Annotated in this window: 20 protein-coding genes; 13 read left to right on the forward strand and 7 right to left on the reverse strand. The window is 67.9% G+C overall.

Translation table 11 applies throughout. The features are described from left to right. Positions 1-53 precede the first annotated feature (53 nt). From V6M51_RS02530 to V6M51_RS02540, 3 genes are read left to right on the forward strand one after another with little or no spacing between them, the layout of a single operon-like run. The gene (locus V6M51_RS02530) at positions 54-998 is read left to right on the forward strand and encodes a carbohydrate kinase family protein (protein WP_332764359.1); all 945 of its coding nucleotides are present in this window, start codon (positions 54-56) and stop codon (positions 996-998) included. Further along, positions 998-1,648, forward strand: coding sequence for a class II aldolase/adducin family protein (locus tag V6M51_RS02535; RefSeq protein WP_332764361.1), 651 nt, complete (start codon positions 998-1,000; stop codon positions 1,646-1,648). The genes V6M51_RS02530 and V6M51_RS02535 overlap by 1 nt, the downstream gene beginning before the upstream one ends. Beyond that, a complete protein-coding gene (locus V6M51_RS02540) occupies positions 1,645-2,811 on the forward strand; it encodes an MFS transporter (protein ID WP_332764362.1) in 1,167 nt (388 codons plus the stop codon). The genes V6M51_RS02535 and V6M51_RS02540 overlap by 4 nt, the downstream gene beginning before the upstream one ends. Here the strand turns inward: V6M51_RS02540 and V6M51_RS02545 are convergent. Both V6M51_RS02545 and V6M51_RS02550 read right to left on the reverse strand, forming a co-directional pair. After that, positions 2,808-3,488, reverse strand: a complete 681-nt coding sequence (locus tag V6M51_RS02545) for a TetR/AcrR family transcriptional regulator (RefSeq protein WP_332764364.1) — start codon at positions 3,486-3,488, stop codon at positions 2,808-2,810. The genes V6M51_RS02540 and V6M51_RS02545 overlap by 4 nt on opposite strands. An 83-nt stretch (positions 3,489-3,571) precedes the next feature. Continuing rightward, positions 3,572-3,724, reverse strand: coding sequence for a hypothetical protein (locus V6M51_RS02550; protein WP_332764366.1), 153 nt, complete (start codon positions 3,722-3,724; stop codon positions 3,572-3,574). Between the two features lie 162 nt (positions 3,725-3,886). Here V6M51_RS02550 and V6M51_RS02555 point away from each other — a divergent pair, with 162 nt between their 5' ends. Genes V6M51_RS02555 through V6M51_RS02575 form a run of 5 tightly spaced genes read left to right on the forward strand, consistent with a single transcriptional unit; the run spans position 3,887 to position 11,405 of the window. Next, on the forward strand, positions 3,887-6,151 hold the full coding sequence (locus V6M51_RS02555; protein ID WP_332764367.1) for a TonB-dependent receptor: 2,265 nt from the start codon (positions 3,887-3,889) through the stop codon (positions 6,149-6,151). A gap of 3 nt (positions 6,152-6,154) precedes the next feature. Beyond that, entirely contained in the window at positions 6,155-7,483 is a 1,329-nt protein-coding gene (locus tag V6M51_RS02560; protein ID WP_332764368.1) for a spinster family MFS transporter, read from the forward strand. Continuing rightward, the gene (locus V6M51_RS02565) at positions 7,480-9,093 is read left to right on the forward strand and encodes a carboxylesterase/lipase family protein (RefSeq protein WP_332764370.1); all 1,614 of its coding nucleotides are present in this window, start codon (positions 7,480-7,482) and stop codon (positions 9,091-9,093) included. Before V6M51_RS02560 ends, V6M51_RS02565 begins: the two co-directional genes overlap by 4 nt. 15 nt (positions 9,094-9,108) lie before the next feature. Further along, entirely contained in the window at positions 9,109-10,680 is a 1,572-nt protein-coding gene (locus tag V6M51_RS02570) for an AMP-binding protein (RefSeq protein WP_332764372.1), read from the forward strand. 32 nt (positions 10,681-10,712) lie between these two features. Continuing rightward, complete coding sequence (locus V6M51_RS02575; RefSeq protein ID WP_332764374.1) at positions 10,713-11,405, forward strand: TetR/AcrR family transcriptional regulator; 693 nt, start codon at positions 10,713-10,715, stop codon at positions 11,403-11,405. Positions 11,406-11,556: 151 nt separating this feature from the next. On the opposite strand, the gene V6M51_RS02580 is transcribed toward V6M51_RS02575, so the two are convergent. The 5 genes from V6M51_RS02580 to V6M51_RS02600 are packed head-to-tail and all read right to left on the reverse strand — an operon-like array spanning position 11,557 to position 17,250. Beyond that, positions 11,557-14,244, reverse strand: coding sequence for a glycoside hydrolase family 2 TIM barrel-domain containing protein (locus V6M51_RS02580; protein WP_332764375.1), 2,688 nt, complete (start codon positions 14,242-14,244; stop codon positions 11,557-11,559). A 40-nt stretch (positions 14,245-14,284) separates the two neighbouring features. Then, positions 14,285-15,577, reverse strand: a complete 1,293-nt coding sequence (locus tag V6M51_RS02585) for an MFS transporter (protein WP_332764377.1) — start codon at positions 15,575-15,577, stop codon at positions 14,285-14,287. A 5-nt stretch (positions 15,578-15,582) separates the two neighbouring features. Continuing rightward, positions 15,583-16,794, reverse strand: a complete 1,212-nt coding sequence (manD, locus tag V6M51_RS02590) for a D-mannonate dehydratase ManD (RefSeq protein ID WP_332764379.1) — start codon at positions 16,792-16,794, stop codon at positions 15,583-15,585. After that, positions 16,787-17,002 (reverse strand): hypothetical protein, encoded by a 216-nt coding sequence (locus tag V6M51_RS02595; protein ID WP_332764381.1) that lies wholly within the window; start codon positions 17,000-17,002, stop codon positions 16,787-16,789. The genes manD and V6M51_RS02595 overlap by 8 nt, the downstream gene beginning before the upstream one ends. Then, complete coding sequence (locus tag V6M51_RS02600) at positions 16,999-17,250, reverse strand: hypothetical protein (protein WP_332764383.1); 252 nt, start codon at positions 17,248-17,250, stop codon at positions 16,999-17,001. Before V6M51_RS02600 ends, V6M51_RS02595 begins: the two co-directional genes overlap by 4 nt. A gap of 137 nt (positions 17,251-17,387) precedes the next feature. On the opposite strand from V6M51_RS02600, the gene V6M51_RS02605 reads away from it, so the two are divergent. From V6M51_RS02605 to V6M51_RS02625, 5 genes are all read left to right on the forward strand, one after another. After that, positions 17,388-18,149 (forward strand): FadR/GntR family transcriptional regulator, encoded by a 762-nt coding sequence (locus V6M51_RS02605; protein ID WP_332764384.1) that lies wholly within the window; start codon positions 17,388-17,390, stop codon positions 18,147-18,149. A gap of 149 nt (positions 18,150-18,298) precedes the next feature. After that, on the forward strand, positions 18,299-20,536 hold the full coding sequence (locus tag V6M51_RS02610; protein ID WP_332764386.1) for a TonB-dependent receptor: 2,238 nt from the start codon (positions 18,299-18,301) through the stop codon (positions 20,534-20,536). Between the two features lie 126 nt (positions 20,537-20,662). Further along, on the forward strand, positions 20,663-22,879 hold the full coding sequence (locus V6M51_RS02615) for a beta-glucosidase family protein (RefSeq protein WP_332764388.1): 2,217 nt from the start codon (positions 20,663-20,665) through the stop codon (positions 22,877-22,879). 94 nt (positions 22,880-22,973) lie between these two features. Beyond that, positions 22,974-24,212 carry a sugar MFS transporter gene (locus V6M51_RS02620; protein WP_332764714.1) on the forward strand — a complete coding sequence of 413 codons (1,239 nt, stop codon included), beginning with the start codon at positions 22,974-22,976 and terminating at the stop codon, positions 24,210-24,212. Positions 24,213-24,684: 472 nt separating this feature from the next. Next, positions 24,685-25,353, forward strand: a complete 669-nt coding sequence (locus V6M51_RS02625) for a TetR/AcrR family transcriptional regulator (protein ID WP_332764390.1) — start codon at positions 24,685-24,687, stop codon at positions 25,351-25,353. Positions 25,354-25,487 lie beyond the last annotated feature (134 nt).

Here is a 25,487-nt window from a genome sequence, read left to right on the forward strand (position 1 = left end):
GACTATCTTATCGCGGAGCAGATACAAATCAACCGCGCTTCGGAGGGCGGAACATGGGTGAGGGTCTTCTCTGCATCGGGCTGACGACGCTCGACATCGTGGCGAGGCCGATCGACGCCCTGCCCACGCGCGAGGGCACGCGGATCATCGAGGGCATCGCGATCGCGCCCGCCGGCACGGCGGCCGGCGCCGCCATGGTCGCGGCTTGCCTGGGCGTGAAGACGCGCCTGGCTGGCAGCGTGGGCGGCGACTTCATGGGCCGCGTGGTGCGCCTGGGCCTTGAGGAGCAAGGGATCGACACGCGCCTCGTGGAGGTGATGGAAAATCTCCCCACCTCGGCCACCGTCCTGACCATCGACTCGAACGGGCGGCGGCCCAACTTCCACGCCCTGGGGGCGGGTCTGTTCGCGCCGACGGGCGAAGCGGTGATCGCGGCGGCGGGGCAGGCGGCCTTCCTGCACTATGCCGGGATCGGCGGGCCGCGCCTGGACGGCGGCGCGGGGCTTTCGGTGGTTCAGGCGGCGAAAGCCGGCGGTGCGACGGTGACTTGCGACCTCATCTCGCCCCAGCCCACGGCCCTGGCCGAACTGGAGCGGCTGCTGCCGTATGTCGACTATTTCATGCCCAGCGCCAGCGAGGCTCTCGCGCTTTCGAAGACCGACACCCTCGACGCGGCCGCGGATTTCTTCCTTGGCCTCGGCGCCGGCGCCGTGATCATCAAGAACGGCGGCGCCGGCTCGTACGCCGCCCTGGGACGGGAACGGGCCGCGCTGGGCGCCTACGACATCACGCCGGTGGACACCACGAGCTGCGGCGACTCCTATTGCGCGGGCTTCATCGCCGGCCTGGATCGTGGCCTTGCGCCCCTCGACGCCTGCCGCTTCGCCACGGCCGTGGCCGCGCTGGTGGCCCAGGGGCTGGCGACGCTGGGCAAGCTGCAGAGCTACGACGGCGTGCTCGACGCCATGAACACCATGACGCTGAAGGATCCCGGCTGATGTCGAACATCGAGGAAGGCGCGCTCCGCAGCCGCATGGTGGAGGTCATGCGGGCCATGGAGGCGCGGGGCCTGAACCGGGGCACTTCGGGCAATGTCTCCGCCCGCCTGGGCGACGGCATGCTGGTGACGCCGAGCGGCGTACCGCCCGAGCGCCTGACCCCCGAAGCGATGGTGTTCGTCGGGGGCGACGACAGCATTCCGGACGGCCAGCTCAAGCCGTCCAGCGAGTGGCGGATGCACATGCAGATCCTGCGCCGGCGGTCCGACGTAGGCGGCGTGGTGCACTGCCATTCGCGCCACGCGACCATCCTGGCCTGCGCCGGTCGCCCGATCCCGGCGGTCCACTACATGGTCGGCGTCAGCGGCGGCGCCAGCGTGCCGGTCGCGCCCTACGCCAGCTTCGGATCCGAGGCGCTTGCGGATGCGGTGGTGGCCGCCCTGGACGGGCGCTACGCCGCGCTGATGGCCAACCACGGCCAGATCGCCGTCGCGCCAAGCCTGGGCCGGGCGTTGCTCATCGCCGAGGAGATCGAGGAGCAGGCGGCCGTCTATTGGGGCTGCCTGGCGATCGGCGGGCCGAACCTTCTCTCGGACGCGCAGATGGCGGAGATCATGATCCGGTTCCAGTCATACGGGCAGGCGCGATGAGCGGCGAGGTCGAGGCCATCCCCGAGCCGCAGCCACTCGACCTGCCGATCCTCTACATCGGCGTCGTCTCCCTCTTGATCGCGGGCCTCCAGCCGCTGGTGCTGGGCGGGCTGGCCGAGGCCGGCCGGCTGTCGGCGTCGGGTATCGGGCTCGCTGCGACCGCCGAGCTGCTGGCCCTGGGCCTCGCTTGCGGGGTCGCCGCGGCGGTGCTGAAACCGACCGGCCTGCGAGCCAAGCTGGCGCTGGCCGGCCTGGGGCACGCGGCGTGCAACCTCGCGACACTTTGGGTGGCCGACGCCGCCCTGATCGGGCTGCGCGGCGTCACGGGCCTGTGCGCCGGCGTGATGCTGTGGTCGGCGGTGGGGATGATCGCCCGCTCCGCACGGCCCGAGCGCCAGGCTGGAATCTTCGTGACGGTGCAGACAATCGCGCAGCTCCTGCTCGCGGCCCTCTTGCCGCGCATGGTGATGGCGTCGTGGGGCGTCGACGGCGCCCTCGTGGCGTTGGCGGCGATCTCACTCACCGCGGCCGCGGCGGGTCTCGCCGCACCACGCGAGTTCGCGCCCTTGCCGAAGTCCGAGGCCGGCGGCGGGCGGCTGAGTCCGCTCGCCTGCGCGGGGCTCGCCGCCGTGTTCCTCTACATGGCCTTCATCGTCGCCATCTGGGTCTATCTCGAGCCGCTCGCCGCGGCGGCCGGCCTCGATCCTGGACAGGCGCATGACGCGGTGGCGGCGGCCCTGGCGATGCAGGTGCTGGGCGGCCTCGCGGCGACAGTGGCCGGCGCGCGCCTGAAGGCCAGCCATGTCCTCATAGGCGCGGGCGTCATCAATCTTGGCCTTGTGACCGCCCTGTCCGCCTATCCGTCCGGGATTCTGTTCATCGGGCTGGTGGCGGTGTTCGGGTTCCTGTGGCTGTTCGTTTTGCCATTCCACACGGCGCTGCTGATCGGCATCGATCCTTCCCGCCGCGCGGCGATGCAGTTGGGGACCGCCCAGCTCCTGGGCAGCAGCGCCGGCCCGTTGGCCGCCTCGCTGCTTGTGGGCGATACCGACGTCGGTGCGGCGATGAAATTCGCCGCGGCGTGCCTGGCGGCCGCCCTGGCGCTGATCGTCGCCGTCGTGGCGGTCATGGCCCGCCGGGACCCGGTGGCCGAGACGTTCTAGCGGCTCTGCGCATACCGATCGGCGAGGCGCTTGTAGTGCATGGCCACCATCCAGCAGACGTCCTCGTTGATCCGCGCCTCGTCCAGGGCCGGCTCCTCCAGCACCATCTCGGTCGCGGCGTACGCAACTTCGGTGGTCAGCCGCGCGGCGCGGAACAGCTCGCTCTCCGGCACATTGGGATAGGTCTCGGTTAGTCGCTCGCTGATGTGCCTGGCGACCTTGTCGCGCGAGGCGATGCGGATGTCGCGCAGTAACGGGACCGCGCGCAGCGCGCGCATGATCCAGATCCCGCCCGGGATCTGACGGGTGATCTCGTTCACCTGCTGCTGCAGGCGGCGGTTCTTCTCGACAGCCGTCTCCAGGCTGGCGGCCTGGAGCCCGCCGTTCCGGACCCAGGCGAACACCGCCTCGTCCTGGGCGTCCATCAGCCGCCGGGCCAGCTCGCTCAGGATGGCGTATTTGTTGGGGAAGTAGCGATAGAGCGCCGGCGGCGTCATGCCCGCGCGCTCGCAGACGAGGTTCGTCGTCAGGCGCTCGAATCCCACCTCGCCCAGCAGGTCCCCCGCCGTGGACAGCACGGCCTCGAGGGTGTTGCGGGCGCGGGTCTGGGAGGGCGTGGTTCGAGCGCCGAGCTGGACGACAGACGTCTCGGCGGGTTGCGCGGCGCGCTTGCTCATCTCACCTCTGCGGACCTCGCTCGCCGCGCGACGGGCCGCGCGACGGGCTGGTTGCGCCATCGTATTTGATCGCGGCTGGCGGGTCATCCTCGAACGGCGTTGGCACGACGCCCTGGTCGCCTGACCCTAGGGGCGTAGACGTCGGCCAGGGTCCCGAAGCGGCGGCGATAGCGATCGGTGCTGGGGATGTCGGGATCGGCGTCGATCAGGGCGGTGGCGCGCTCCGCGCCCGACATCGTTCAGGGCGCCGACATCGTCGGAGACCACCGCTCGCAGTTCGCATACCTCAGATATTCACACTCGTGAGAGTGAGTGTTGACAGGTTGGTCGTTGGCGTCGCATCGTCCGCACCACAGCCCGGCACGAATGATCGGCGCTGATTGGGGGAGGATCTGACTATGAAGCCGCTTCTACTTGCGTCGGTTTGCGCCGCGACCCTAGCCGTGATCGCCTCGCCGGCGCTGGCCCAGACCGCCGCGCCGGACCGTACGGCCGCTGAGCCGACGAGCGTGGGTGAAGTCATCGTCACCGCGACCCGCCGCGAAGAGCGGCTGCAGGACGTGCCGATCAGCATCACCGCCTATTCGCAGGAAGAGCTGACCTCCAAGGGCATCGTCGGCTACGAGGGCCTGGCCCAGCAGACCCCGGGCGTCGTGCTGAACCGCGCCAGCGCCAACTTCAACAACTTCACCGCCCGCGGCATCGCCACCAACGGTTACGGCGCGAACCTGCAGAGCACGGTGGCGGTCTATATCGACGAGCTGCCGATCTCGACCATCGGCAACACGACGGTCCTCGATCCGAACCTGTTCGACGTGGAGCGGGTGGAATTCCTGCGCGGGCCGCAGGGCACGCTGTTCGGCTCCGGTTCGCTTTCGGGCGCTCTACGCATCCTGACCAAGAAACCCGATGCTTCGGGCTTCGAGGCCTCGGTGCTGGGCGACCTCGCCATGACCGGCTCGGACTCCCTGCGCCAGCGCTACAACGGGATGATCAATATCCCCCTGGTGGAGGACAAGCTGGCCCTGCGCCTCGTGGGCTTCTACCGCGACGAGGAAGGCTATCTCGACAACCTTGGAACGCGGATCAAGAATTCCAACACGCTCAAGGCCTGGGGCGGCCGGGCGAGCCTGCTTTGGGAGCCGACCGACCAACTCTCAGTGAAGCTCCTGGTCTCCCGCGAGCAGAGCGAGCCGGAGGACGCCTCGCTCGTCAATCCGAGGCTGGGCCGCGATATCCGGGTCTCCGACCGGCCCGATCTCTTCCAGGGCAAGCTCACCAGCTACAACGCCACCATCGACTACCAGCTCAATGGCGCGAAGTTCACCAGCTCCTCGACCTATTCCGAGTTCGATCAGCTGTTCTTCGTCGACCTGGCCGGCACCTTCGGGACCAGCGGCATCGCCTTCGGCCTGGATGCGCTGGCCTATATGGACACCTTCGTGGAGGAGGTGCGGCTGGCCTCGGACGCCGGCGGCAAGTGGGACTGGGTGGTCGGCGGCTTCTACCTCGACCGCCGGCTGGACGTTGACTACAACTATCGCTCGCGGCCCGACTACCTCGCCCTGCGCGGCTTCACCGGCCTGGCGGACGAGTACTACCAGCGCCAGCAGAACCACACGAACTCGCAGGAACTGGCCGGCTTCGGCGAGCTGACCTACCGGTTCAGCGACGAGCTGTGGCTGACGGCCGGCATGCGCTACGGCGGCTTCGAGGCCCAGTCGTTCGTCGAGGGTGGCTATACGAGCAACTACCTCGCCGCCGCCCTGACCCCCGCCTACCGGGGTCCGCTGACCATAACCCAGGTGGCGCCCGCCACGGGGGTGAAGGCCAAGGAGACCGGCCCCTCCTGGAAGCTCAGCCTCTCCTATCGGCCGGTGTCCACCATGACGACCTACGCCACGGTCTCGACCGGTTTCCGCACACCGGTGATCAACGCCTTCGCGGGCCGGGTCAGCGTCGTGAACCCCGCCGACATCATCATCCCGTTCGGCGCGGATTCCGACGACCTGACCAACTACGAGATCGGCCTGAAGGGCCGCTGGCTGGACGGCCGCCTCGCCGCCAACCTCGCCGCCTATTGGATCGACTGGAAGAACATCCAGGTCCAGGCCAACCGCGTGTCGGACTCGGTGCAGTTCGCCACCAACATCGGCAAGGCGGTCAGCAAGGGGCTGGAGTTCGAGGTCATGGCCTTCCCGACCGAGGGCCTGACGGTAGGGATCAACGGCTCCCTGATCGACGCCAAGGTCACGAAGCTCTCGGCGGCGGAGGCGGCCATTTCCGGCGCCGTCGAGGGCGTGCGGCTGGCCGCGCCGAAGTACCAGGCCGCGGCCTATTTCAACTACGGCTGGGACCTCACGCCGGAGGCCCGCGCCAACCTGTCGGCGACGGTCCAGAGGGTCGGCAAATATCCCGGTTCGTTCCCCAACGTGCCGGGCCGGCCCACGGCGATCAGCCCGACCTACGCCTGGACCGAGGCCTATACCAACGTGAACGCGACCTTCGCCGTCGCCATCGACCGGCTGACCCTGGGGGCCTATGTCGAGAACCTCTTCGAAAGCCGCAAGATCAACTACGTGCACCCGGAGGCCTTCGTGGCCAACCGCTTCGCCGTGCAGCGGCCGCGCACCATCGGCGTGCGTGTCGGCTACGAATTCTAGGTCATGGCGGCTGCGTCCGAGCCCCTGCTTCCCGCCGGGACCCACCCGGCCGCGCCTCTGGCGCGGCCGGCCAAGGGCGCCTGGGTCACCCTGGGAATCCTCTGCTTCGTCTATGTGCTCAACTTCCTGGACCGGCAGCTCCTATCGATCCTGGCCAAGCCGATCCAGGACGAGCTAGGGGTCTCGGACGGTCAACTGGGCCTGATCAGCGGCCTCTATTTCGCGCTCTTCTACTGCCTGATCTCGATCCCGGTCGGCTGGCTGGCCGACCGGACGAACCGGGTGCGCGTCCTGGCCACGGCCTGCGGTTTGTGGAGCGCGGCGACCATGGCCTGCGGGCTGTCGACCAACTATCCGCAGCTCGTCCTGGCGCGAATGACGGTGGGGGTGGGGGAGGCTGGCGGGGTGCCGCCTTCCTACGCCATCATCTCCGACTACTTCCCGCCGGGCCGCCGCGGCACGGCGCTGAGCCTGTTCAACCTCGGCCCGCCCATCGGCCAGGCCCTGGGGGTCGCCTTCGGGGCGGCCATCGCGGCGGCCTATAGCTGGCGGGCGGCCTTCCTTATCCTCGGCGCCGTGGGCCTCGTCGCGGCCCTGGCGACCCTATTGGGCGTGAAGGAACCGGTGCGCGGCGGCCTCGACCCCGCGCCCGCCCAAGGGCGCGAACGCGCAGACGCCGGCGCGCCGGCGTTCTGGCCGACGGTGCGGTTCTTCTTCTCGACCCCGGCCCTGGCGCTGGTGGCCCTGGCCAGCGCCGCGACCCAGATCGTCACCTATGGCGCGGGCAACTTCACGACCCTGTTCCTGATGCGCGAGAAGGGCATGACCTTGCCCGATGTCTCCCTCTGGTACGCCCTGGTGGTGGCCGTCGGGATGGGTGGGGGGATCGCGGTATCGGGCCGGGTGATCGACAGGTTCACTCGGCGCTCCAGGTCGGCCTACGCCCTAGTTCCAGCGCTGACCCTGGCTTTGGCCATCCTGCCCTATCTCGGGTTCGTGTGGGCGTCGAGCTGGCCGCTCGCCCTGGTGTTCCTGCTCGGCCCGACCTTCCTCAACTACTTCTACCTCTCCTCGGCCGTGGCCCTGGTGCAGGAGACGGTGGTGCCCGCCCGGCGGGTGCTTTCCGGCGCCCTGTTGCTGTTGGTGATGAACCTGATTGGCATGGGCGTCGGGCCGACCTTCGTCGGCGCGGTCAGCGACGCCATGCGAGCGAGCCACCCCGAGAACTCCCTGCAGCTCGCCTTCTACGCGCTCACCCCATTTTACCTGCTCGCCATCGGGCTGTTCGTGGCCCTGGCCCGGGTGCTGAAGCGGGAAGGGGCGCGGGCATGAGGATGTGGCTTCTCGCCATCATGGCCCTGACGCTGGGAACGCAGCCGGCCACGGCCCGGCCGGCGCCGGTCGTCCAGGCGCCCGCCGGCGCCGTGCGGGGGGAGGGGGCCCGCGATCTCAATATCTACCGGGGCTTGCCCTACGCCGCTCCGCCCGTAGGGCCTTTGCGCTGGCAGCCGCCGACGCCCCTGGCGCCCTGGCCCGGCGTGCGCGAGGCGAGCGCGTTCGGCCCGGCCTGCCTGCAGCCCCGGATGCCGCCGGGCGGCATCTACGCCAGCGAACTTCCGCAGCTCAGCGAAGACTGCCTGACCCTGAACATCTGGGCGCCGGCGAATGCAATGGCCGCCCCGGTGATGGTCTGGATCCACGGGGGTTCCCTGGTCACGGGATCAAGCCGCGAGAGCATGTACGATGGGGCGGCCCTGGCTCGCCGCGGGATCGTGGTGGTGTCGATCAACTACCGCCTCGGAGTGCTGGGCTACCTCGCCCACCCCGAGCTCAGCGCGCAGTCGCCGGACGGGGTGTCGGGCAACTACGGCCTGCTGGACCAGATCGCCGCCCTCGCCTGGGTGAAGCGCAACATCGCGGCCTTCGGCGGCGACCCTTCGAGCATGACGGTGGCGGGCGAGTCGGCCGGCGCGCTCAGCGTCATGTACCTGATGGCGTCGCCCCTGGCGCGGGGCCTGTTCCAGCGGGCGATCCTGCAGAGCGGCTACATGATTTCGACGCCGGAGATGAACGTCCGGCGGTTCGGCGAGGAGTCCGCCGAAACGAGAGGGCGGACGTTGGCCAAGCGCCTGGGCGTCGAGGGCCTCGCCGGCCTGCGGGCCATGGATGCGGGCGCGCTCGCCGAAAGGGCGCCCAAGGCCGGCTTCGCATCCTTCGGAACCATCGACGGCAAGGTGCTGCCCCGCCAGCTCGTCGAGGTGTTCGACCGCGGCGAGCAGGCGCCCGTGCCTGTCCTCGCGGGCTTCAATTCCGGCGAGATCCGCTCGCTCAGGTTCCTGGCCCCGCCGAAGCCGTCCAGCCCTGCGACCTACGAGGCCGCGATCCGGCAGCGATACGGGACCCTGGCCGATGCGTTCCTGCGGCTCTATCCGTCCAGCGATCTCGGCGAGAGCATCCTCGCCACGCCCCGGGACGCGATCTATGGCTGGACCGCCGAGCGCCTGGCGGCCAAGCAGACCGCAGCGGGCAAGCCGTCCTTCCTATACCTGTTCGACCACGGTTGGCCGGCGGCGCGGGGCATGGACCTGCACGCGTTTCACGCCGCCGAGATCCCCTATGTGTTCGGAAGCCGGGACAAGACCCCACCCGGCTGGCCCAAGGCGCCGACCTCGAGCCTCGAGACCAGGCTGGACGAGGCGATCCAGGGCTACTGGGCCGCCTTTGTGAAGGGCGGCGCTCCGGTGGCGGCGCGCCAGCCGGCTTGGCGGCCTTATGGCGAGGCCCGCGCCTACATGGCCTTCGAGGACGCGCCGCAGCCGAAGGTTCGACTGATGCCCGGCATGTACGAACTGCACGAGGAGGTCGTCCGTCGCCGTCGGGCCGCGGGCGACACCCCGTGGAACTGGAATGTCGGCATCGTCGCGCCGGTGTCACCGCCTTGAGTCTCCGGAGCGCCGATGATTGACGGAGCCATGCAGCCCTTCGCGCTGACGCTCGACAAGTTCCTGGCGCACGCGGCCAAGTGGCGTCCGACCTCGGAAGTGATCACTGCGCGCGAGGACGGAGGCATCGACCGGATCGGCTATGCGGACCTCAAGGTGCGATGCCAGAGGGTCTCGTCGGCCCTGGCGCGCCTGGGCGTCGGCCTCGGCGACCGCGTGGCCACGCTGGCCTGGAACACCCAGGCGCATTTGGAGGCCTGGTACGGGATCATGGGCATGGGGGCGGTTTGCCACACCCTGAACCCCCGCCTCACGGCCGACCATCTGGCGGCCATGGTGGCGCGATCGGAGGCCGGCATCCTGGTGGTTAGCGCAGACCTGATCGCGCTCGCCCGGCAGATCGCGGAGCGGGTTCCGCACGCCCTCCGGCTGCTGGTCATCGACGGGCCGGCGACGGCGGACGACTCGGCCCTGGACGCGCTGATCGACGGCGCTGGCGACCGCTTTCCCTGGGGTGGGTTCGACGAGACGGCGCCCTGCGGTCTCTGCTTCACCTCCGGGACCACTGGCGCACCCAAGGGCGTGACCTACACCCACCGCTCCAGTTTCCTGCATACGCTTCGCGCGCTGCAGGTCGACGTGATGGCGATCTCCGGCGCTGACAGCGTGCTGGCGGTGGTGCCGATGTTCCACGCCAACGCCTGGGGCCTGCCCTTCGCCGCCCCGGCGGTGGGGGCGAAGCTGGTCCTGCCGGGCCGCCATGTCGACGGCGCCAGCCTGGTCCGCCTCATCCGCGCCGAGGCGGTGACGGTCGCCGTGGGTGTTCCAACCGTGTGGCTGGGGTTGCTGGAGCACCTGGAGGCCGAGGGCGGCGAGGTCCCCAGCCTGAAGCGGATCATCGTCGGCGGCGCGCCCATGCCGTCGGCCCTCATGGCCCGCCTGGAGGAGCGCCTGGGCGTGATCGTCCAGACGAGTTGGGGGATGACGGAGCTCTCGCCCTCCGGCGTCGTGGCGAGCGCCGGCGACCCCAAGCGGTCCGCCGCTCAGTCCGGCCGGCCGGCCGTGGGGGTGGACCTGATGGTGGCCGACGCCGAGGGCCGGCGACTGCCGGAGCAGCGGACCATGGAGGGCCACCTGCATGTCCGCGGCGCGGCGGTGGTTGAGCGCTATTTCGGCGAGACGGCGCCGGTCACCGACGCGGAGGGCTGGTTCGCCACGGGGGACCTCGCGCGGATCGACGAGGCGGGAAACCTCAGTATCACCGGCCGCGTCAAGGACCTGATCAAGTCCGGAGGCGAGTGGATCAATCCCGCTGAGATCGAGGCGGTGGTAAGTGCGCTCCCACAGGTGTCCCTGGCCGCGGTGATCGGGCGGGCCGATGAGAAGTGGGGCGAGCGGCCGATCCTGCTGGTCGAGATGCGCGAGGCGCTCAGCGACGCGGCCCTGCTGGCGCCGCTGAAGGGCCGCGTGGCCAATTGGTGGATCCCCGACCAGGTTGTCCGCCTCGAGAGCATGCCGCTGGCCGCGACGGGCAAGATCGACAAGCTGCGGCTCCGGGCCCAGTACAGCACGGACAGGCCGACTTGACGCTCGCGGCGTCAGGACCGAAAGACTTCGGTGTGCCCGACAGCCCGAAACCTCGGCGGATATCCAAGAAGGCCGAACAGCGCGCCGAGTCGATGGAGCAGATCCTCGACGCCGCCGAGGCCCTGTTCGCCAAGCACGGGCTCTATGGGGTCACCCTAAAGGACGTGGCCCAGCGGGTGGGCGTCCACCACACCCTGCTCAACTACTATTTCGAGGACAAGAAAAAGCTCTTCGACGCCGTGTTCGCGCGCCGCGCAGTGGTCACCAGCGAGCTGCGGATGAAGGCTCTTGATGAGTACGACGCCGCAACCAACGGCAATCCGACGGTCGAGGGCGCATTGCACGCCTTTCTCGACACGGACCTCGATCTTTACATCCAAGGCGGCGAGCCCTGGAAGAACTATGGCGCGCTCGGGGCGCATGCTTCCAATACGCCCGAGGGCGCCGAACTCATGGACCAGCATTTCGATCCGGTGGTGCTGCGGCTCGTCGGCTTCTTGAAGAAGGCTCTCCCGGACGCCGCGGAAGAGGACATCTTCTGGGGCTATCACTTCGTGACCGGCGCCCTGATGGTGACGCTTGGTCGGACAGGGCGCATCGACAAGCTCTCGGGCGGCCTCTGCAAGTCAGAGGACTTCGTTGCGATCAAGCAGCGCATGGCTCGCTTTATGGCCGCTGGGTTCCTGGAGATCTGCAACGCCCGCGCCCAGGACCGCGCCGGCTGACGGAGGGTGCGCGCCGAAGTCCCGCTTCCGGCAGGCAAACCAATGTCCGCAACTGGCGCCCACCAGCCATTCGATGGTGGAGTGGCCGCCCGCTGACGCGGCGCGCGCCAATACGAGCGCCGCATGACAGGCAAGAATTGGGAGACTGGTGTTATTGCGGTTCGACTTCCACCGTCGACACCAGCGCCTCTCCCTTTGATGGAGCGAAGTGAAGATTCAAGCCGTGAGCGTCCGCTTGGGCGGTGAAGCTGCGCTGGACCGCTGCAAGGCGGCCGCCGGCGAGGGACGCAACGTCGACGTCCTTGAGCTGGCGGCGGCCATTGGCGATGACGTCGAAGCGGCGCTCGCCCGGCTTGGCTTTGGGTTCCATGAAGGTGAGGGTGACCTTATAGCGGCCGGCAGGAACGGGGAGCCGGTAGCGGAAGTCGCCCTCGCGATAGGTCGTCACGATGGTGCTGTCGGCCGTTCCCTGGATCACCGCCGGCTTGGCCGGTCTGCCATAGTCGGCTGGCGTGTCCGCCGTTCCCGCCCGCCCGCCCTCGAAGAAGGCGTCTGACCCGAAGCGACGCCCTGAGACCCGCCCGGCCAGCAGCGTGCCGCTGTCGATCCTGAAATTGCGCGCGTTGTCCGCCGCCAAGGTCCAGCCAACACCGTCCGTGACGGCGCCGGAAGCAAAGCGGCCGGTCGCCTCTACGCGATTTTCCCCCTCGGCGATCCGGACGGCGGGCCAGATGCACACGCGCTGCGGGCAGTCGGCCTTGGCGCCGAGGGATTTGCCGTTGAGAGTCAGCTCCGTCGAGGACGCATTGCTGTAGACGCGGATGTCGGTGACGCCGTAAGCGCGCTCGACATAACGGCGGCCGTTGATGTGGACGGTCGGGGTGTCGGTCCAGTTGGCCTTGTAGAAGAAGAAGGCGTCCTTCTTGACCTTACGGTCGTAGGTGACGAGCCCCTTGGTGTTGATGTCCTCGGCGTCACCTTCGCGGCGCACTGTGGTGGCGAAGTCGAAGCTGTTCCACAGCCATGTCCCCCAGAGGTAGGTCTTGCTCGCCAGCGTGGCCCAGGAGCGTTCATGCACGTAGCTCAGATATTCCTCGGGCTGAGCGCGGCCGCGTGAGTCCGCCGGCCCGCCAAGCGGGTCGTCCGAATGCATGGTGATCGCCCCGCCGGCGCCATATTCGGCCACAGACAGGGGCTGTTCGGGGCGCGTGGCCCGCGTCGCGTCCAGGTGGGGGCCAAGGTCATCGACCGTGCCGAAATACCAGCCGAAGTAGCGATTGGCGCCGGACAGGTCGGTGACCTCCGCAACCACGGGGATATCCGTCCCCGGGGCGAAAAGTCGGCCTTCACAGCAGTTCGCCTGTACGGTCGGCCGGGTCGGGTCCTCAGCCTTGGCGTGGGCGTTCAGCGTGCGAAGGAGTGCGAACGGATCCGGCGCGGCGCTGGACCCGCCGACGAGGAACATCGGCATGGAATTGCCGAAATCGACTTCGTTGGCGATCCCCCAGGTGGCGACGGACGGATGGTTGCTGTTCTGCCGGATCAGTTCGGTGAGCTGTTGGCGGGCATTGGCCACCAGACCGGGGGAAGCTTCCGCCTTGCCGCCCAGGGTCCAGGCCGAAACCAGCGGAATCTCATCCCATAGGACGATGCCGTACTTGTCGGCGAGTTCGTGGATGGTGCGGCCGTGCTGGTAGTGGGTGAGGCGGATGGTGTTGGCGCCCATCTCGCGGATGGTGGCGATGTCGGCGGCGATGTCGTCCTCGCTCAGCGCCCAGCCCTTGCCTTCGATGTCCTGATGCAGCCCGACGCCGTGCAGTCGCAGCGGCTTGTCGTTGAGAAAGAACCCCTTCTCGGGGTCGAAGCGCATCTGCCGGATGCCGAAGGCCTGGTCGAGGCGGTCCGCCACCCGTCCGCCGGGCCGACGCACTTCGACAACCAGACGGTATAGGTAGGGATCGGCCACGCCTTGCCAGAGCCTGGCCTGCGGAACGGTTAGAGCCGCATCGACCGTCTGAACAGCCCCGGCGGCCACACGGACCCGGCCTAGGGTCTCGGCGACGGCGGCGCCCTTGGCGTCCAGCAGCCTGGTGGCGACCTCTATCGTCGCAGCCGACCCGCTGTTGCGCACCCGCGACGCCACAGCGACCTCCGCCTTGCCGTCCCCGACGGCGGTCGTCTTGGCGTAGACCCCGGGACCGCCGAAATCGAGCATGTCCAGGTGGACCGGATCCGTCGCGATCAATCGGACCGGGCGGTAGAGGCCGCCGTGCACGAAGAAGTCGCCGGCCAGGGGAAGGATGTCGGCGGTGGACGAACCCTGCGCTGGCCTGCTGTTGTCGGTTTTCACCACCAGCAGGTTTGGGACCCCCGGCTTGAGCGCCGCCGTGGCGTCGAGGCGGAAGCGGGAAAATCCCCCCTCGTGCGCGCCCAACTTCACGCCGTTCAGCCACACCTCGGCGGATCGGCTGGCCGCGTCGAATTCGAGCCAGGCCCGCTTGCCGCGGAAGGTCGCCGACGGTGTGAAGGTCAGCCGGTACCAGCCGACTCCCAGGGTCTTGTTGACGTTCTCGGGCGTATTCACCCGGTCGGGCGAGGGCGGGATGTAGTAACCCACGCGGTTCCATGTGTGCGGCACGCTGACGGTGGACCAGCTCGAGTCGTCGAAACCCGCTCGTTCGACGCCTGAAAGGTCATCCGCCTGCTTGAAGCGCCACCCGTCGCTCAGGGTGACCGCGGCGCGAACGTCCTGCCGGGCGGCGACGGACGCTAGCGCCTGGGCCGAGGCGCCGGCGGCGGCGCACGCCAGGGCGAGCGCCAAGGCGGATGAACGGACCAAGCGTATCATAGGATCTCTCGATTCAGTGTTCTTGGCCTGATCATCCCGCCGCCTCCGGCGCCGAGGTTTCATAGACGTCGCGGTCGCGCAGCAGGCTCCAGATGATCACCGCACCGATCAGGTCGAACACCGCGAGACAGACGAACAGCGGATTGTAGCCGATGGTGTTGGCCAGGGCGCCGACCAGCAACGAGAACAACAGGCCGCCGGTCCAGGCGGCCGTGCCCCCCATCCCGGTGGCGGTGCCGACCTGATGCTGCGGGAAGAGGTCGGCGGACAGGGTGATCAAGGCCCCCGACAGCACCTGGTGGGCGAAGCCGCCGACGCAGAATAGGGCGATGGCCCAGTAGGCGTCCGGCGCCAGGCTGATGCAGGCCGGGCCGATCATCAGCACCGCCCCGCATAGCACCGTCATCTTGCGGGCGCGGATCAGGCTGGCGCCGGCGAATTTCATGAAGAAGGGCGACAGGTAGCCGCCGACGATGGAGCCCAGATCGGCGGCCAGGAAGGGCAGCCAGGCGAAGAGCGCGATCTGCTTCAGGTCCATGCCCCGCACGGTGACGAGGTAGAGCGGGATCCAGAAGGTGAAGGTCTGCCACGCCGGATCCGCCAGGAAACGCGGGATGGCGATGGCCCAGAACTTCCGCGTGCGCAGGATGGCGCCCCAGGCGGGCTTGCGCTGCTCGGCGGTGAGTTCGGGGCGGTGCTGGCCCGCCTCGATATAGGCCAACTCTTCGGCGCCGATACGAGGGTGCTCCTGCGGCGCGCGGTAGCCGAACCACCAGGCGGCGGCCCACACGAGGCCGACGGCGCCGGTGACGATGAAGGCCCAGTGCCAGCTGCCCACCAAGATGCACCACACCACCAGGGGCGGGGCGACCATGCTGCCGAGCGCCGAGCCGATGTTGAACCAGCCGGTGGCGACGGAGCGCTCCTTGTCGGGGAACCACTCGCTGACGGCCTTCATGCTGGCCGGGATGACCCCGCCCTCGGACAGGCCAAGCAGGCCGCGGAAGAAGGCCATCGACACCCACCCGCCGGCGAAGGCGTGGGCCATGTTCGCCAGGGACCAGCCTATGGCGAAGACAAACAGGCCGACCTTGGTGCCCAGCAGGTCGAGGATATAGCCGGCGAAGGGCTGGACAACGGTGTAGGCCAACTGGAAACCGGCGACGATGTAGGAATATTCCTGCGTCGTCAGGCTCATGTCCTTGGTGAGGGTCGGGGCGGCGGCTCCCAGAGAGCTGCGCGCCAGGTAGTTGACCGTGGTGCCGAGCATCACCAGCCCGATGATCCACCAGCGCAGGTGTTTGATGGTGCGGCGGCTCGGCATGGGGGTCACCAGTTGAACAGGGTGCCGTCTTCGAGACGGTTCACTGGCAGTTGCGCGGGGCGGTAGGGATATTTGGCCGCCAGGGCCTCATCGATATCGACGCCGTGGCCGGGAGTTTCGCCAGGGTGCAGGTCGCCGCTGGCGAAGGTGTAGGCGTGGGGGAAGACGGCGTCGGTCTCTGGGCTGTGGCGCATGTATTCCTGGATGCCGAAATTGGGCGCCCACAGGTCGAAGTGCAGGGCCGCGCCCATGCAGACCGGCGACAGGTCGGTGGCGCCGTGGAAGCCCGTTCGGACGTTGTTCAACTCGGCCAGGTGAGCGATGCGGCGCACGTGACTGATCCCGCCGCCGTGGACGATCGTGGTGCGGATGTAGTCGATCAGCTGTTCTTCGATCAGCTGCTTGCAGTCCCACACGGTGTTGAACACCTCGCCCACGGCCAGCGGGGTGGTGGTGTGGTTGCGGATGTGACGGAAGGAGGCCTGGTTCTCCGCCGGCGTCACGTCCTCCAGCCAGAAGGGGCGGTAGGGCTCGAGGTCCTTGCCCAACCGCGCCGCCTCGATGGGGGTCAGGCGGTGGTGGCTGTCGTGCAGCAGGTGGATGTCGTCGCCGAGGACCTTGCGCGCCGCCTCGAACAGCCTGGGCACGGTCGGCAGGTAGCGTGAGGTCGACCAGACGTTCTCGGTGGGCAGGGCCGCGTCCGCCGGCTCGTAGAAGAGTTTGTCCTTGGAGACACCGTAGGTCGAGGACAAGCCCGGCACCCCGGTCTGCAGGCGGATCGCCTTGTAGCCCATGTCCTTGTAACGGACGGCCTCGGCGACGGTCTCTTCGATGTCGGCGCCGTTGGCGTGGCCATAGACCATCACTCCGCTGCGGCTGGCGCCGCCGAGCAACTGATACAGCGGCAGACCGGCGACCTTGGCCTTGATGTCCCAGAGCGCCGTGTCGACCGCGGCGATCGCGGACATGGTGACCGGGCCCCGGCGCCAGTAGGCGCCCTTGTAGAGGAACTGCCAGATGTCCTCGATGCGGTGGGCGTCGCGGCCGATCAGCAGCGGGCAGACGTGGTCTTCCAGGTAGGAGACCACCGACAGCTCGCGCCCGTTCAGGGTCGCGTCGCCGATGCCATAGACGCCGTCCGACGTCTCGATCTTGAGGGTGACGAAGTTGCGGCCGGGGCAGGTGACGATGACACGGGCGGCGGTGATCTTAAGCATCAGACAGTTCCGAACTTGAAGCGATGATGGCGCCATGCTGCCCCACGACGCGTGCGGCGAGGGTGAGGCCGCATATGGCGGCGGTCGGGCTATCGCCCTTGAGCCGGGCGGCGAGGTAGGCGTCGCCGGCGAAGCCTCGGGCCAGCAGGCCATCGCCTGCGGGGCGCAACTCGACCAAGCCTTCGCCGACGCAGATGGCGCGCGTCATGTCCGCGCCTCGATGACGGCGGCGCCAAGGCGCGGATCATCGCGGAAGGCCGGGAACAGGGCGGGGTCCAGCACCCGCTGAGCCGCCACGCCGCCCGGCGCCTGGGAGTCGAGCCAGGCCCGCACCACGGCGGCCATGCGGCCCACCGGCAGGCGCTCGACCGCTTCGAATAGGCCCGCGGCCACGGCGCGGGTCGCTGGATCGGCGGGAAACAGGCGCACGGGATCAAGAGACAGTGACTCCGCCATGTCCGCGCACTCCCCGTTGACCTGTTCTTAAAAGTGGTCATACCTCTTTGCCGGGCGGGGCTATCCTGTCAAGCCTCCTAAAGCCATGTCTGTTGAAGTAACATCATCTAGGTCGCCGCCTCGAAAGACCCGCATCGATGAGCAAGAGCACTGCCGACAGCCGAAAACTTTACCAGCAGGTTGCGGCGTCCGTGGCGAGTGCGATCGCCAGCGGCGCCTATCCCGCGGGTGGCCGGCTGCCCTCCGAGCGGGACCTGGCGGAGGAGTATGGCGTATCGCGGCCAACCATCCGCGAGGCGATGCTGGCCTTGGAAATTCGCGGCATGGTCGAGGCGCGGCACGGCTCCGGAGTCTATGTGGTCGAGCACCCGCAACCTGAGGTGTCGGCGCCGGAGCTCGACATTGGCGCCTTTGAGCTCACCGAGGCCCGGGCCTTATTCGAGGGGGAGGCCGCGGCGCTCGCGGCGACGGTGATTACCGACGGCGAGATCGTTGAACTTGAAGCGATCCTACGCGATATGGTGCAAGAGAATGAGGGCGATCCCCAGGGCGAGCAGGCCGACCGCCGCTTCCATCTCGCCATCGCGAACGCCACGCGAAACGTGGCCATCGCATCCGTGGTCGAAAACCTGTGGGACCTGCGCTACCGCTCCCCGCTGTGCCGCCACATCCTGGAAAAGGCCCGGAGCGTGGGCGTGAAGCCCCGGATCGACGAGCACCAAGAACTGTTGGACGCCCTCAAGGCGCGTGATCCGCAGCGGGCGCGAAAGGCCATGCGGGAACACCTGGAGCGCGTCATCGATGGGCTGCTCGTCGCGACCGAATCCGAAGCGCTGGAGCGGGCGCGGAGCGAGGTTGCGGCCAAGCGGACCGAATACGCGCGCCGCCGAGCCATCTGACCCTCGGCGGGATTGGCAGACCACTCAATTGACTTGTCTGCCACCTCGCTATAATTGGCCTAACCACAGACCCAACGTGGTCAGGTGAATAATAGGCGGGGAAAGAAACGATGTCTTACAAGTGGGCCTTACTGGCTGGCGCCAGCGCCATGATGATCGCCGCGCCTGCCGTAGCGCAGGAGAGCGGATCGGATCCGATCGCCCTGGAAGAGATCGTCGTCACCGCGCAGAAGCGCGAGCAGAACCTACAGGACATACCGCTCGCGGTGACCGCGCTGACAGGCGACACCCTGGCGAGCCGCAACGTCGCAACCGTGTCGGATCTCACGCGGCTGGCGCCCAGCCTTACGGTCACGCAGGGCAACGTGCCCACGAATAACTCGATCAATATGCGTGGTATCGGCACGATCGCCTTCAGCACCGGAATCGAGCCCTCGGTCGCCGTGATCGTAGACGACGTTGCGCTTCTTCAGCAGGCGCAGGCCTTCTCGGGCCTCAGCGACATCGAGCGCATCGAAGTCCTGCGCGGCCCGCAGGGAACCCTGTTCGGCAAAAACGCCTCGGCCGGAGCGATCAACATTGTCACCCGGGCGCCCACCGACACCCTGTCCGGCAGCATCACCGGGACGGCGACGGACGACGACGAGTATCGCGTCGACGCCTCGGTGTCGGGACCGATCGCCGAAGGCGTAAGCTTCCGCCTCAACGGCTTCTACAGCGACCGCGAAGGCATACTCGACAATCTCACGACCGGCGAAAAGCTGAATGGCGAGACCAGCTACGGGGTCCGTGGCCGTCTGAAGCTCAATCCCACCGACCGCCTCTCCATCGACCTCATCGCCTCCCACGCCTTGAGCGAAGGCAATGGGGTGGCGCGCACCGTCCGCACCGCGCCTGCCGGCGCGGCGGTGTTCGGCACGCCGATCGCCCCGAGCTTGGCCGGCATAACCCCCGGACGGGACAATTACAGCGTCCGCGCCAACGCGCCGTTTTTCAATCGCAGCAAGGTCAATACCTACACCGCGCGCGCCAGCCTCGACCTCGGTCCGGTCGATCTCGTGTCGGTGACCAGTTACCAGACCTGGCGCTTCCGCTTCGCCGAAGATTTCGACATGACGGCGCAGAACGTTCTGGGCCTGCCCGGCGGGATCGTGGCGAGCAGCCAGTATGAATCGAACCAAGTGTCGCAGGAGTTGCGTCTGGTCTCCACCACCGATGGACCGCTCAGCTACGTCGCCGGGTTGTTCTATGCGGACGGCGAAACGGATCGCGGATTTAACCGGGCGCCGGGAGCGGTCAGCGCCGCCTGGGTCTCCAACAGCGGCACGCGCTCCTATGCCGCCTTCGCCCAGGCCACATATGATTTCACCGGCTCGACCCATCTGGACGTGGGGCTGCGCGCCAACCACGAAAAGATCGATGTCCGGTTCCAGAACTTGAACCCGACCGCATCGCCCCCGGCCAACAACGCCACCTGCCTGCAGGTCTGCGCCGGCAGCGCGGAGGACGACGCCTTCACCGGCAAGATTGCTTTGCGGCAGGACCTGAGCGACGACGTCATGGTCTACGGTTCCTTCGCCACCGGCTATAAGGGGCAGGGCTTCGATATCAGTTCAGGTTTCACGCCGACCCGCGCGGCGACGCCGGTGAAGCCGGAGACGTCCAAATCGTACGAACTGGGCCTGAAAGGCCGCTTCTGGGACCGCCGCCTGCAGCTGAACACCGTGTTGTTCACGACCGACTTTGAGCAGTTCCAGGCGCAATCTGGCGTGCTGCTGCCCGACAACACTATTCAGCTGACCTTGAACAACGTCGGCGCCGTGAGGACCCGGGGTGTCGAAATCGAGATGTCGGCTCAGCTGACCGAGGCCTTCCGCCTCGACGCCGCATTCAACTACCTCGACACGGAAATCCTCTCGTTCAAGAACGCCCAGTGCTACGGCGGCCAGACCGCCGCGCAGGGCTGCCTTGACCTCGACGGGGCCGGCCCGCTGACGGCGACCGGCCAGGACCTTGCCGGAAAGCGTCTGCCGAACGCACCCAAGTACAAGTTCAACGTCGGCGGCAATTACGACGTGGCGTTCGACGATTTGCCCTTCGATGGCTTTGTCACCCTCGACTACAGCTATCAAAGCCAAGTCAGTTTCGACTTGCTGGGCAACCCGGTCGCGGTCGAGCGGGGATACGGCCTCCTCAACGGCAGCGTCGGTGTGGTTCAGAAGGGCGACACGGGCTATCGCGTGACGCTGTTCGCCAGCAACATCCTCGACGAACGGTTCGCCAGCAACGTTGGCATCGCCGCCGGTGGATCGATCGGCCTGCTGATGCAAACCCTGCCGCGCAACTCGCAACGCTACGTCGGCGTCAAGGCGGCCTACCGGTTCTAACGAGCGGCCTCCCGCCGTCCCGGGCGCGCCCGGCACGGCGGGACGTCTTGTTCGAGCCTGGCCTGGCGGCCCCTCCGCGCCCGCCGCAGCCGCAAGGGCGATCACGAGCGGAGAGAGGAGACGGCCTTGAAAAGCCTGCGAGCAACACGTCTTGGCGCGGTTTCCGCCATTTCGCTGATCATGGCGGCGGCGCCGGCCCATGCGCAGGGGGCGCGTCCCTGGCTGGATCCGCGCCTGTCGCCCGATGAGCGGGCCGCCCTTGCCGAGCAGGCCATGACGTTGGACGAGAAGATCGCCATGCTGCACGGCCCGATGGCCTTGCCGTTCCCGGATCCGCCGCCCAAGGAGGCCATCGGAGGCGCAGGCTATATTCCAGGCGTTCCGCGGCTTGGCATTCCGGCGCTGCAGGAAACGGACGCCAGTCTAGGCGTGACCAATCCCATGAATATCCGCCCCGATGACGGAGGGACTGCCTTGCCCTCTGGCCTGGCGATTGCGGCGAGCTTCGATGCGGATGTGGCTCGCGACGGCGGCGCCATGGTCGGCCGGGAAGCGTTCTCCAAGGGATTCAACGTGCTGCTCGCCGGCGGCGCCAATTTGGCTCGGGAGCCTCGCAACGGGCGCAATTTCGAATATCTGGGCGAGGATCCGCTGCTGGCGGGAACCCTGGGAGGCGCCGCCATCGCGGGGGCTCAATCGTCTGGCGTGATCTCCACCGCCAAGCACTTCGCCCTGAATGACCAGGAGAGCGCCCGTCATGGCGTCGACGCCCAGATTGACGAGGCGGCGCTGCGGGAGTCCGACCTGCTGGCCTTCCAGCTTGCTATTGAGATCGGCAAGCCCGGTTCGATCATGTGCGCCTATAACAAGGTCAACGGCGACTACGCCTGCGGCAGCGATTTCCTGCTGAACCGGGTGCTGAAAGGCGACTGGGGATACCGGGGCTGGGTCATGTCCGACTGGGGCGCCACCTATGGCGCCGACTTCGCGCTCAAGGGGCTGGATCAGCAGTCGGGACAGCAATTGGACAAGTCCGTCTGGTTCGGCGACCCGTTGAAGCAGGCGGTGCGATCGGGCCAAATTCCTGAGGCTCGGATTTCCGACATGGTCCGGCGCATTCTGCGGTCCATGTTCGCCGTCGGGATCGTCGATCGGCCGCCGGTGAAACAGGCCATAGACTATACGGCCCATGCCGACGTCGCCCGTAGGGCGGCGGCGGAGGGCGTCGTGCTGCTGAAGAACAGGGCCAACCTGCTGCCTATGGCGGCCGGCGCCAAGCGTATCGCGGTGATCGGCGGCGGCGCCGACGCCGGTGTGTTGTCGGGCGGCGGCTCCTCCAGCGTCACGCCGCCTGCGGGGCAAGGGGACCCGCCGCGTTTCGTGCCGGTCGGCGGAGAGGGTCAAATGGCGCCCTGGTGGCGGGAGGTCTACCACCCGTCCTCGCCGTTGAAGGCGATCCGCGCCCTCAACAAGGACGCCGAGGTGACCTTCGACACCGGCCGCTATGCCTCGGCCGCCGCCGCCGCCGCCGCGAAGGCGGACGTGGCCATTGTCTTCGTCACCCAATGGATGACCGAGGGCCTCGACGCGGCCGACCTGACCCTGCCGAATGGGCAGGACGCCCTTGTGCAGGCGGTCATCGCCGCCAATCCCAACACCATCGTGGTGCTGGAGACCGGAGGCCCCATACAGATGCCCTGGCTCGATGGAGCGGGCGCCGTTGTTCAGGCCTGGTATCCCGGCGCCAAAGGGGGGGACGCGATCGCCGACGTCCTGTTCGGTCGGGTCAATCCATCCGGCAGGTTGCCGATGACCTTCCCCCAATCGGTCGAGCAACTGCCCCGGCCCGCCCTCATTGGCTTTGGCGGATCGGAGCGCGCCGCGGTCGCCGCGCCTCACCCCGAAGGCGCCGATGTCGGCTACCGCTGGTTCGCGGCCAGGGGGCTGAAGCCGCTATTCCCGTTTGGCCACGGCCTGTCCTACACGGACTTCCGCTATTCCGACCTAACGGTGGCCGGCGGACTGACCCTCACCGTCAGCTTCACCGTGGAGAATATCGGCAAGACGACCGGGGCCGACGTGCCGCAGGTCTACCTCGCCACCGCGGCCGGAGAGCCCGCTGTCCGCCTGATCGGCTTCCAGAAGGTGAGGCTCGCGCCAGGGCAGCGTCGGACCGTCACCTTGAAGGCGGATCCCCGCCTGCTCGCGCGCTACGATACCCAGGCGGGCGGATGGCGTCTGAAGGGCGGCCGCTACCAAGTGCGTTTGGCGAAGGACTCCGCCAGTCCGGGCATGACGGCGGGCGCCTCCGTACAGGCGCAATTGCTCAAGGATCGGCCGTAACTACAGGTTGAAGGAAAACGTCATGTCCGGGGCCCGTCATCACCCTACCGCGCCGACCTCCGGAGGGAGCGGGAGGCTCGTCCCCTTCGTGGTGATGCTCTTCTTCGCCTGGGGTTTGGCGACGGTTCTTATCGACACCCTGATTCCCAAACTGAAGGGACTGTTCTCGCTCAACTATGCCGAGGCGATGCTTTCGCAGTTTGCGTTTTTCATCGCCTACCTGGTTGTCTCGGTGCCCGCCGCCGCGCTCCTGGCGAGGATTGGCTACATTCGCTCCATCGTGGTTGGCCTGGTTGTCATGGCCGCCGGGTGTCTTCTGTTCGCGCCGGCCGCGGCCAGCGGCGTCTACTGGGGCTTCCTGGGCGCCCTCTTCGTCATGGCCTGCGGTATCACCACGCTGCAGGTGGCGGCCAATCCCCTGATCGCCATTGTCGGTTCGCCGGAGCGTTCGCACAGTCGGCTCAACCTCGCCCAGGCGTTCAATTCGCTCGGCACCTTCGTCGGCCCCTTTATCGGCGCGGCCTTCATCCTGAAGGGCGGCGTAGACACGCCGGACGTCGCGCGCATGAGCCAGGAGGCGCTCGCCGCATTCCGTCAGGCCGAAGCGCATAACGTCCAGGCGCCTTTCGTCGGCATCGCCGCCTTCCTGGCCGTGCTGGCCGTGATCTTCTGGTTCTTGCGCAGGTCGGCCTCGGCGCCGGCGGCGGCGCGCAATACGACGGGACTGTCCAGCTTCCGGCTGTTAGGTCAGCGACCGCGCCTCGCCTTTGGCGTTCTCGGCATCTTTCTCTACGTCGGCGCCGAGGTGGCCATCGGCAGCCTTCTGGTCAACTACCTGATGGAAGACCGAACGATCGGCGCCACCGCCGAAACGGCCGGCCGCTTGGTGGCCTTCTACTGGGGTGCGGCCATGGTCGGCCGGGCGATCGGATCTGGCGTGATGCTTCGAGCGCCGGCGGGGCTTGTGCTGATGACCAGTGCAATCGGCGCAGCAACCCTTGTTGTCCTATCCGTCTCCACGTCGGGCTGGCTGGCGGCCGGCGCCATCCTGGCGATCGGGCTGTGCAACTCGGTGATGTTCCCCACCATCTTCAGCCTTGCGATCGAAGGCTTGGGAGACGAAACCCCCCAAGGGTCAGGCCTTCTTTGTATGGCCATCGTTGGCGGCGCCGTGGTGCCCCTCGCGACCGGCGCCCTGGCCGATGAGATCGGCCTGAGCCTCGCCTTGCTCGCGCCGGCCCTGTGCTACATCTGCATCGCTGGCTATGGACTCCTCGCTCACAAAGGTCGGCAGGGCCTCGCCGCTGCGCCTGCCGATGCGCGCGCGTCTTGAGCGAGTCATGATCCTGTGATCGCCATTTCTATCCTTGGCGCGCGCCGGCGTCGTGTTTGGGGTCTGCGCCACGGGACCCGTGCTTGATCAACAGGCTGCCCCGCAACAGCTCCTGATCGGGACCTGCTCCAGCTCGGTGTTGTCTGCCGAAGGCCTGGGGTTCCGAGACCTCAACCGTGATGGGGCCTCCAACCGTTCGAAGACTGGCGGCTGCTATCGGTTGGCGGCGCCTCCAACGGCGCCCGACAAATGTCGCCTTTCCGACCAGGCGCCAACTTCCGCTGTTGGCGCAACGCGGAAGCGCGGATGCAACAGTCGCCTGCGGGTCGGGCTGGAGCTTCAGAAGGCCTGCCGGTCGGCGTCCCTACCGGTGATCGAGACCCTGCCTCAGGTGGGCGTGGCCGCGGCATCCGCCCGGCGCCTTGCAATCCCGTCGGAGTTCTTCCAATCGTGGCGTGGGAGGCGGCGACAGATGTCGAAGGCCGACACGATCGACGCGCTGATGGAGAGCGCGATCCACTGCTTCTCGCGCCACGGCTACGAGGGCGCGTCCTTGCGTGACATCGCGGCCAACGCAGGCGTGCCGCTCAGCACCATCCACATGTACTTCGGCTCCAAAGCCGAACTCTATACGGCCATCGAGCGAAAGGCCTGGGCGGAGATCGACGACGAGCGTAGCGCGCTGCTGTCCGATGCCCTGGCCAAGGCCGGCGTCCGCCCGCCCGAGCTGGCCGACCTGATCCACGCCCTGGCCTGGCCGGTGGTGCGTCGCATGCTGGGCAGCTCCGAGCACGACCAGGAACGGATATTCATCATCCGCGGCCGCGTCGCCGACCGCAGCGCCGGTGGCCGCACCGGCCTGCTGGAGGTCGCCGACCGTTCGATGATCCGCTGGATCGACGCCATCGCGCTAGCCTGTCCGGAGCTCGTGCGCCAGGACATCGTCTGGGCGTTTTCGTTCGTGGTGGGCGCGATCTACTCCTGGCAGCTGGTGGACCACCGCTATGACCAACTCCTGGGCCAGGACATCCAGCGCACGGTGGCCGGGATCACGGGCGACATTGTCACCTTCGGGTGCGCCGGCATCCTCGCCCTGATCGAGCGTCGCCGCCTTGAGGTGAAGGACGCCTCCGCCGCCTGAAGACCCAATCGCTGGACACGCGTCCATAGGATCGGCTCGACCGATCCGGGCGCCCCCGCCTAGCTTCTCATCGACGGGTCCGGCCGGCCTTCACGCAGGCCGAGCAACAGAAGCCCGCACGAGGTGAGGAAGCG

Source organism: Phenylobacterium sp., assembly GCF_036677185.1.
In the GTDB taxonomy this organism is placed as follows: domain Bacteria; phylum Pseudomonadota; class Alphaproteobacteria; order Caulobacterales; family Caulobacteraceae; genus Phenylobacterium.

Excerpts from the sequence above, each read along its gene's own strand:
- V6M51_RS02530 (WP_332764359.1), top strand. The coding sequence starts at position 54 with ATGGGTGAGGGTCTTCTCTGCATCGGGCTGACGACGCTCGACATCGTG.
- V6M51_RS02535 (WP_332764361.1), top strand. The coding sequence starts at position 998 with ATGTCGAACATCGAGGAAGGCGCGCTCCGCAGCCGCATGGTGGAGGTC.
- V6M51_RS02540 (WP_332764362.1), top strand. The coding sequence starts at position 1,645 with ATGAGCGGCGAGGTCGAGGCCATCCCCGAGCCGCAGCCACTCGACCTG.
- V6M51_RS02545 (WP_332764364.1), bottom strand. The coding sequence starts at position 3,488 with ATGAGCAAGCGCGCCGCGCAACCCGCCGAGACGTCTGTCGTCCAGCTC.
- V6M51_RS02550 (WP_332764366.1), bottom strand. The coding sequence starts at position 3,724 with ATGTCGGGCGCGGAGCGCGCCACCGCCCTGATCGACGCCGATCCCGAC.
- V6M51_RS02555 (WP_332764367.1), top strand. The coding sequence starts at position 3,887 with ATGAAGCCGCTTCTACTTGCGTCGGTTTGCGCCGCGACCCTAGCCGTG.
- V6M51_RS02560 (WP_332764368.1), top strand. The coding sequence starts at position 6,155 with ATGGCGGCTGCGTCCGAGCCCCTGCTTCCCGCCGGGACCCACCCGGCC.
- V6M51_RS02565 (WP_332764370.1), top strand. The coding sequence starts at position 7,480 with ATGAGGATGTGGCTTCTCGCCATCATGGCCCTGACGCTGGGAACGCAG.
- V6M51_RS02570 (WP_332764372.1), top strand. The coding sequence starts at position 9,109 with ATGATTGACGGAGCCATGCAGCCCTTCGCGCTGACGCTCGACAAGTTC.
- V6M51_RS02585 (WP_332764377.1), bottom strand. The coding sequence starts at position 15,577 with ATGCCGAGCCGCCGCACCATCAAACACCTGCGCTGGTGGATCATCGGG.
- manD (WP_332764379.1), bottom strand. The coding sequence starts at position 16,794 with ATGCTTAAGATCACCGCCGCCCGTGTCATCGTCACCTGCCCCGGCCGC.
- V6M51_RS02595 (WP_332764381.1), bottom strand. The coding sequence starts at position 17,002 with ATGACGCGCGCCATCTGCGTCGGCGAAGGCTTGGTCGAGTTGCGCCCC.
- V6M51_RS02600 (WP_332764383.1), bottom strand. The coding sequence starts at position 17,250 with ATGGCGGAGTCACTGTCTCTTGATCCCGTGCGCCTGTTTCCCGCCGAT.
- V6M51_RS02605 (WP_332764384.1), top strand. The coding sequence starts at position 17,388 with ATGAGCAAGAGCACTGCCGACAGCCGAAAACTTTACCAGCAGGTTGCG.
- V6M51_RS02610 (WP_332764386.1), top strand. The coding sequence starts at position 18,299 with ATGATGATCGCCGCGCCTGCCGTAGCGCAGGAGAGCGGATCGGATCCG.
- V6M51_RS02620 (WP_332764714.1), top strand. The coding sequence starts at position 22,974 with ATGCTCTTCTTCGCCTGGGGTTTGGCGACGGTTCTTATCGACACCCTG.
- V6M51_RS02625 (WP_332764390.1), top strand. The coding sequence starts at position 24,685 with ATGTCGAAGGCCGACACGATCGACGCGCTGATGGAGAGCGCGATCCAC.